This window comes from Pseudomonas sp. Xaverov 83 (genome assembly GCF_019352905.1).
Taxonomy (GTDB): Bacteria; Pseudomonadota; Gammaproteobacteria; order Pseudomonadales; family Pseudomonadaceae; genus Aquipseudomonas; species Aquipseudomonas yamanorum.
Window position 1 is genome coordinate 21,056 of record NZ_JAAAFU010000046.1, and the last position, 7,175, is coordinate 28,230.

The 7,175-nt window shown below is 61.4% G+C and carries 6 protein-coding genes; 5 read left to right on the plus strand and 1 reads right to left on the minus strand.

The window, feature by feature from the left end:
- The first annotated feature begins 34 nt into the window (after window positions 1-34).
- Both K0H47_RS15180 and K0H47_RS15185 read left to right on the plus strand, forming a co-directional pair.
- A complete protein-coding gene (locus K0H47_RS15180; RefSeq protein WP_076015753.1) occupies window positions 35-1,054 on the plus strand; it encodes an alpha-ketoacid dehydrogenase subunit beta in 1,020 nt (339 codons plus the stop codon).
- On the plus strand, window positions 1,051-2,148 hold the full coding sequence (locus K0H47_RS15185; RefSeq protein WP_093208256.1) for an acetoin dehydrogenase dihydrolipoyllysine-residue acetyltransferase subunit: 1,098 nt from the start codon (window positions 1,051-1,053) through the stop codon (window positions 2,146-2,148). Before K0H47_RS15180 ends, K0H47_RS15185 begins: the two co-directional genes overlap by 4 nt.
- A gap of 112 nt (window positions 2,149-2,260) precedes the next feature.
- Here the strand turns inward: K0H47_RS15185 and K0H47_RS15190 are convergent, their stop codons facing one another.
- The gene (locus K0H47_RS15190) at window positions 2,261-3,163 is read right to left on the minus strand and encodes a helix-turn-helix domain-containing protein (RefSeq protein WP_093208261.1); all 903 of its coding nucleotides are present in this window, start codon (window positions 3,161-3,163) and stop codon (window positions 2,261-2,263) included.
- Window positions 3,164-3,303: 140 nt separating this feature from the next.
- Between K0H47_RS15190 and K0H47_RS15195 the strand changes: the two genes are divergently transcribed.
- The 3 genes from K0H47_RS15195 to K0H47_RS15205 are packed head-to-tail and all read left to right on the plus strand — an operon-like array spanning window position 3,304 to window position 7,080.
- On the plus strand, window positions 3,304-4,662 hold the full coding sequence (locus K0H47_RS15195) for a glutamine synthetase family protein (protein WP_093208266.1): 1,359 nt from the start codon (window positions 3,304-3,306) through the stop codon (window positions 4,660-4,662).
- 34 nt (window positions 4,663-4,696) lie between these two features.
- Entirely contained in the window at window positions 4,697-5,785 is a 1,089-nt protein-coding gene (locus K0H47_RS15200) for a polyamine ABC transporter substrate-binding protein (protein ID WP_093208271.1), read from the plus strand.
- Complete coding sequence (locus K0H47_RS15205; RefSeq protein WP_219273115.1) at window positions 5,782-7,080, plus strand: FAD-binding oxidoreductase; 1,299 nt, start codon at window positions 5,782-5,784, stop codon at window positions 7,078-7,080. The genes K0H47_RS15200 and K0H47_RS15205 overlap by 4 nt, the downstream gene beginning before the upstream one ends.
- Window positions 7,081-7,175: the final 95 nt, after the last annotated feature.

Genomic DNA, 7,175 nt, shown 5'->3' on the forward strand with positions numbered 1-7,175 from the left:
ACCCACTACAAAAACAATCCGTGGAGAAGTCATCATGGCTAGAAAAATCAGCTATCAGCAGGCAATCAACGAAGCCCTGGCCCAGGAAATGCGCCGGGACCAGAGCGTGTTCATCATCGGCCAGGACGTGTCCGGCGGTACCGGTTCGCCCGGTGAACAGGACGCCTGGGGCGGGGTACTCGGCGTCACCAAGGGCCTGTACCCGGAATTCCCCGACCGCGTGCTCGACGCGCCGCTCTCCGAGGTCGGCTATGTAGGCATGGCCGTCGGCGCCGCCACCCGAGGCATGCGCCCGGTGTGCGAATTGATGTTCGTCGACTTTATCGGCTGCTGCCTCGACCAGCTGCTCAACCAGGCGGCGAAGTTTCGCTACATGTTCGGCGGCAAGACCACTACGCCGCTGGTGGTGCGCGCCATGTACGGCGCCGGCCTGCGTGCGGCGGCCCAGCACTCGCAGATGCTCACCTCGATGTGGACCCATATTCCCGGGCTCAAGGTGGTGTGCCCGGCCACGCCCTATGACGCCAAGGGCATGCTGATCCAGGCGATCCGCGACAACGATCCGGTGATTTTCCTCGAACACAAAATGCTCTACAGCCTCCAGGGCGAAGTGCCGGAAGAGCTGTACACCGTGCCGTTCGGCGAAGCCAACTTCGTGCGTGAAGGCAATGACGTAACCCTGGTGACCTACGGGCGCATGGTGCACATCGCCCTGGAAGCCGCAGCCAACCTGGCGCGCCAAGGCATCGATTGCGAAGTGCTGGACCTGCGCACCACCAGCCCGCTGGACGAAGACAGCATCCTTGAAAGCGTCGAGAAAACCGGGCGCCTGGTGGTGATCGACGAGTCCAACCCACGTTGTTCGATTGCCACGGACATCAGTGCATTGGTGGCGCAACGCGCGTTCAGCTTCCTGCGCGCGCCGATCGAAATGGTCACCGCGCCCCATACCCCGGTGCCGTTCTCCGATGCCCTGGAAGACCTGTACATCCCCAACGCGGCGAAGATCGAAGCTGCGGTGCTGAAGATCGCCGACAAGAGGAATGCCGCATGATCCATACACTGACCATGCCCAAGTGGGGGCTGTCGATGACCGAGGGCCGGGTCGATGTCTGGCTCAAGCAGCCGGGCGACCGGGTGGAGAAGGGCGAAGAAGTGCTGGATGTCGAGACCGACAAGATCTCCAGCAGCGTCGAGGCGCCGTTCAGCGGAGTGCTGCGGCGGGTGTTGGCCCAGAGCGATGAGACCTTGCCGGTGGGGGCATTGCTGGCAATCGTAGTGGAAGGCGAGGCCAGCGAGGCCGAGATTGATGGGGTAATCGAGGCGTTCCAGGCGGGGTTCGTTTCCAATGCTGCCGAGGCTGAAGCCAGCGGGCCATCGGCACAGAAGGTTGAAGTGGGCGGGCGCTTGTTGCGCTATCTGGACCTCGGGGAGGGCGGCACACCGCTGGTGCTGATCCATGGCTTTGGCGGCGACCTGAATAACTGGCTGTTCAATCACCCGGTGCTCGCGGCTGAGCGGCGGGTGATCGCCCTGGATTTGCCGGGGCATGGCGAGTCGGGCAAGTACCTGAAAGACGGCGATCTTGAGGCGTTGAGTCAGGCGGTATTGGCACTGTTGGATCATCTGAAGATTGACCGGGTACACCTCGCCGGGCATTCCATGGGCGGGCTGGTTTCGCTGAATATTGCGCGACTGGCGCCGGCGCGTGTGGCGTCATTGACGCTGATCGCCAGTGCTGGATTGGGTACGCAGATCAACGGTGATTACCTGCAAGGTTTTATCGACGCGAGCAATCGCAATGCACTCAAGCCGCACCTGGTGCAACTGTTCAGTGACCCGGCGCTGGTGACCCGGCAGATGCTGGAAGACATGCTCAAGTTCAAGCGCCTGGAGGGGGTGGATCAGGCGTTGCGGCAGATCACCGGGGCGTTGTTCAGCGGTGGTCGGCAATTGGTGGATTTGCGCAACGTTGTCGGGCAGCAGCCGAGCCTGGTGATCTGGGGCAGTGAGGACGCAATCATCCCGGCGAGCCATGCCCAGGGGTTGGAGGCTCAGGTGGAGATACTGCCGGGGCAGGGGCATATGGTGCAGCTGGAGGCGGCGGAGCGAGTGAATCAGTTGATGCTGGCGTTTCTTCGGACCTGATCGTTCCCACGCTCCGCGTGGGAATGCCGCGCTGGACGCTCCGCGTCCCGAGGGTGACGCGGAGCGTCACAGGATGCATTCCCACGCAGAGCGTGGGAACGATCTTCAACACTTACCTCTGGCGTTTCAGAGTCTCGCTGGGCAACTCCTGAAACAACGCCCGATAGCTGTTTGAAAACCGCCCCAAATGCCAGAACGACCAATTCATCGCCACTTCCGCCACGGTGGTGTCCACTGACGGCGGGTTCAACAACTCCCGCCGTGCACTGTTCAACCGGCGCAACCTCAACCATTGCGCCGGGCTCATCCCGGTGTACGTCTTGAACCCCTGCTGCAACTGGCGCAACGGCACGCCGGCAATGCGCGCCAGCTCCAGCAGGTTGACGGTTTCATCCGGCACATCCGCCGCCCATTCGCCGACGCGCGCCATGATGATTCGCTCCTCGGTGCGCCGCTGCAATGAACCCTTGTCCAGGCACACGCAGGCGTTGTCGAGGATGAACAGGCAGTCGTCCAGCAACTGTTGCGTGAGGGCATCACGACTCGGCGGGTCAAACGTCGCCGACAGCCGCGTCAGCGTGCCGCTGAGCCAGCGGCTGAACAAGGCGTTTTGCAGGGAATTGAGCGGGGCCATGAACAACCCCTCCAGCTTCGCCACCTCCAAACCGTGGCGCTGGACGAACTGCGGCCCGAACACCACCGCTACTTCGCGGTAGTTTTCCGGGGTGATCCAGGTGTTGCGGCTTTCGCCATTGAGCACATACAGCGCGTTGTCGCTGCCATCGAAACAGAACGCCAGGGAGCCCGGTGGCGCGTTGAAGTTCTGCTCCACCCGGGTATTCATCCGCTCTTCGTACACCTCGACACCTTGCAGGTCGAGGTAGCGAATCTGTCCGGCAAAATGCCCCGGGGACATCTGCTGGTACTGCTGCACCCAACCGGGTGTCGCACTGCATTGAGCGGCCACATCACCGGTGGTGAAGGCCTGTACGCGCAAAGCTGTTGCCTGTGTCATGGGTAACCTGGGCGCACTCTATTGGTGCGTTGTGGTTGGTGCAAAGTGGATAGATGCCGTCGGACGGCTGGCCCAAGATAGACCTCAATGCGCGGCGAGGGAAGCCCGCGGCGCATCATCCAACCCATGACGAGGTCCTTATGAACGCCCCCTTCGATCAGCTGTCCGCCTGGCTGAAAGAACACAAGATTACCGAAGTCGAATGCGTGATCAGTGATTTGACTGGTATCGCACGCGGCAAGATTTCGCCCACCAACAAGTTCCTGCATGAGCGAGGCATGCGCCTGCCGGAAAGTGTGTTGCTGCAAACGGTAACCGGGGACTTTGTCGACGACGACATCTACTACGACCTGCTGGACCCGGCCGACATCGACATGATCTGCCGCCCGGTGTCCAACGCCACCTACGTGGTGCCGTGGGCCATCGAGCCCACTGCCATCGTGATCCACGACACCTTCGACAAGCAGGGCAACCCCATCGAATTGTCGCCGCGCAACGTGCTGAAAAAGGTCCTGCAGCTGTATACCGATCAAGGCTGGCAGCCGATTGTCGCGCCGGAAATGGAGTTCTACCTGACCCAGCGCTGCGAAGACCCGGACCTGCCGCTGAAGACCCCGCTGGGCCGTTCCGGCCGCGCCGAAAGTGGCCGCCAATCGTTCTCCATCGACGCCGCCAACGAGTTCGATCCGCTGTTCGAAGACGTCTACGACTGGTGCGAAGCCCAGGGCCTGGACCTCGACACGCTGATCCACGAAGACGGCCCGGCGCAGATGGAAATCAACTTCCGCCACGGCGATGCCCTCGACCTGGCCGACCAGATTACCGTGTTCAAACGCACCCTGCGGGAGGCGGCGCTCAAGCACAACGTTGCCGCCACCTTCATGGCCAAACCCGTGGCCGACGAGCCCGGCAGCGCCATGCACCTGCACCAGAGCGTGGTGGAGATCGCCACCGGCAAGCAGGTGTTTGTCGATGAGCATGGCAACAAGAGCCAACTGTTCCTGAACCACATTGGCGGCTTGCAGAAGTACATCCCCAAGCTGCTGCCGATGTTTGCGCCCAACGTGAACTCGTTCCGCCGTTTCCTGCCGGACACCTCGGCACCGGTCAACGTGGAGTGGGGCGAAGAAAACCGCACCGTCGGCCTGCGCGTACCGAGCTCCAGCCCCGACGCCATGCGCGTGGAAAACCGCCTGCCGGGTGCCGACGCCAACCCGTACCTGGCCATCGCCGCCAGCCTGCTGTGCGGCTACCTCGGCATGATCGAAAAGGTCGAGCCCAGCGCCCCGGTGGAAGGCCGTGCCTACGAACGCCGCAACCTGCGCCTGCCGATCACCATCGAAGACGCCCTGGCGCGCATGGAAGAGTGCGACACCGTCAAGCAGTACCTGGGGGGCAAGTTTGTGCGCGGCTACGTCGCGGTCAAGCGCGCCGAACACGAGAACTTCAAGCGGGTGATCAGCTCCTGGGAACGTGAATTCCTGCTGCTGAGCGTCTGAGAAACCACACTAAAAAAACCAAAGGGGTGTCGATATGCGTCTGGTGAAAAAGCTTCTACCGCTGGCCTTGGCGGCGTTGTTCAGCAGCGCGGGCCACGCCGCGCAGACGGTCAGTGTGTACAACTGGACCGACTACATCGGTGAGACCACCTTGGCTGACTTCCAGGCCAAGACCGGGATCAAGGTGATCTACGACGTGTTCGACTCCAACGAAACCCTGGAAGGCAAGTTGCTCGCCGGTCGCACCGGCTATGACGTGGTGGTGCCGTCCAACCACTTCCTGGCCCGCCAGGTAAAGGCCGGCGCGTTCCTCAAGCTGGACCGCTCGCAGTTGCCCAACTTCAAGAACCTCGACCCCAAGCTGCTCAAGCTGCTGGAGAAAAACGACCCGGGCAACGAGCACTCGGTGCCGTACCTGTGGGGCACCAACGGCATCGGCTACAACGTGGACAAGGTCAAGCAGGTGCTCGGCATCGACCATATCGACTCCTGGGCTGTGCTGTTCGAACCGGAGAACATCAAGAAGCTGCATGAATGCGGCGTAGCGTTCCTCGACTCGGCGGATGAACTGTTCCCGGCGATCCTCAACTACATGGGCAAGGACCCACGCAGCGAGAATCCCGAAGACTACAAAGAAGCCGAAGCCAAGCTGCTGACCCTGCGGCCATACATCACCTATTTCCATTCCTCCAAGTACATCTCGGACCTGGCCAACGGTGATATCTGCGTGGCGTTCGGTTACTCCGGCGACGTGTTCCAGGCCGCCAACCGCGCCAAGGAAGCCAAGAACGGCGTGAACATTGCCTACTCGATTCCCAAGGAAGGCAGTAATCTGTGGTTCGACCTGCTGGCCATCCCGGCAGACGCCGCCAACCCGAAAGCGGCCCACGCTTTTATCAACTACTTGCTGGACCCAGAAGTGATCGCGAAGGTCAGCGCGAGCGTCGGCTACGCCAACCCGAACCCGGCGGCCAAGGCCTTCATGGCGCCGGAACTGGTGAACAATCCTGAGATCTACCCGTCCCAGGAAGTGCTCGACAAACTCTACATTTCCACCACCCCGACGCCTGCCGTCATGCGCTTGATGACGCGGTCCTGGAGCAAAGTGAAGACCAACAAATGAACCGTTCCTCGTCCGACCACGCTCGTTCCTATTACCTGGCTTCGGCCAACGCCATGCCCCGGCGCCCAGCGCTGGGGGCTGACCTGACCGCCGATGTGTGTGTGATCGGCGGTGGGTTCACCGGGGTCAACACTGCCATCGAATTGGCCCAGCGTGGGCTATCGGTGATTTTGCTGGAGGCCCGGCGGATTGGCTGGGGCGCCAGTGGGCGCAATGGCGGGCAGTTGATTCGCGGGATAGGGCATGACGTATCGGGCTTTGCCAAGTACGTGGGCGAGGAGGGCGTGCGTTACCTGCAGCAGGCCGGGATTGATTCGGTGGCGTTGGTGGGCGAGCGGATTCGCGAGTACGGGATTGACTGTGATTTGCGCTGGGGGTTTTGCGAGTTAGCGAATACGCCGGTGCAGTTTGCGGCGTTTCAGGGGGAGCTGGAGAGCCTGGCTGCCTTGGGGTATGCGCCTGAAACGCGGTTGGTGGCGCCGCAGGATATGGCGCAAGTCGTGGGCTCAGGTGTGTATGCCGGTGGTTTGGTGGACATGGGGTCCGGGCATTTGCACCCGCTGAACCTGGTATTGGGGGAGGCGGCGGTGGCCGAGTCCCTTGGTGTGCGGATCTTTGAAAACAGCCCGGTGCTGGAGTTGGTTCATGGCGATACGGTGCAGGTGCGTTGCGCGTCCGGCACCGTGCGCGCCGGTAACCTGGTGCTGGCGTGCAATGCGCATCTGGAGGAATTGGAGCCGAAGTTGAGTGGCAAGGTGCTGCCAGCGGGGAGCTATATCATTGCGACCGAGCCGCTGTCGGTTGAGGTGGCTGATCAGTTGATTCCGCAGAACCTGGCGTTGTGTGATCAGAAAGTGGGGTTGGATTATTACCGGCTTTCGGCGGATCGGCGGTTGTTGTTTGGGGGGGCTTGTCATTATTCGGGGCGTGATCCGGTGGATATCGCGGGGTATATGCGGCCGAAGATGCTCAAGGTTTTTCCGCAGTTGGTGGATACGGCAATTGAGTTTCAGTGGGGGGGGAAGATTGGGATTACGGCTAACCGGTTTCCGCAGGTGGGGCGGTTGAAGCAGCACCCGAATGTGTTTTATGCCCAGGGGTATTCGGGGCATGGCCTTAACGTGACGCATTGGTGCGCGCGGTTATTGGCGGAAGGAATTCATGCAGGGCAGAGTAAAGGGTTGGATATTTTCAGCCAGGTGCCGCATATGACTTTTCCTGGGGGGAAGGTGTTGCGTTCGCCGCTGCTGGCGTTGGGGATGTTGTGGTATCGGGTGCGGGAGATGGTGGGGTGATTGGTGAGTACATATCCGTTTCTTCGGTAACGGCCGCCTATGGTTCCGCTCTTACAGCGGCTCACTTTGGAAAAGCCCCAAAGTAAGCAAAGGGC

Coding starts and splice junctions, on each gene's coding strand:
- K0H47_RS15200 (WP_093208271.1), top strand. CDS start 4,697: ATGCGTCTGGTGAAAAAGCTTCTACCGCTGGCCTTGGCGGCGTTGTTC.
- K0H47_RS15205 (WP_219273115.1), top strand. CDS start 5,782: ATGAACCGTTCCTCGTCCGACCACGCTCGTTCCTATTACCTGGCTTCG.
- K0H47_RS15180 (WP_076015753.1), top strand. CDS start 35: ATGGCTAGAAAAATCAGCTATCAGCAGGCAATCAACGAAGCCCTGGCC.
- K0H47_RS15190 (WP_093208261.1), bottom strand. CDS start 3,163: ATGACACAGGCAACAGCTTTGCGCGTACAGGCCTTCACCACCGGTGAT.
- K0H47_RS15195 (WP_093208266.1), top strand. CDS start 3,304: ATGAACGCCCCCTTCGATCAGCTGTCCGCCTGGCTGAAAGAACACAAG.
- K0H47_RS15185 (WP_093208256.1), top strand. CDS start 1,051: ATGATCCATACACTGACCATGCCCAAGTGGGGGCTGTCGATGACCGAG.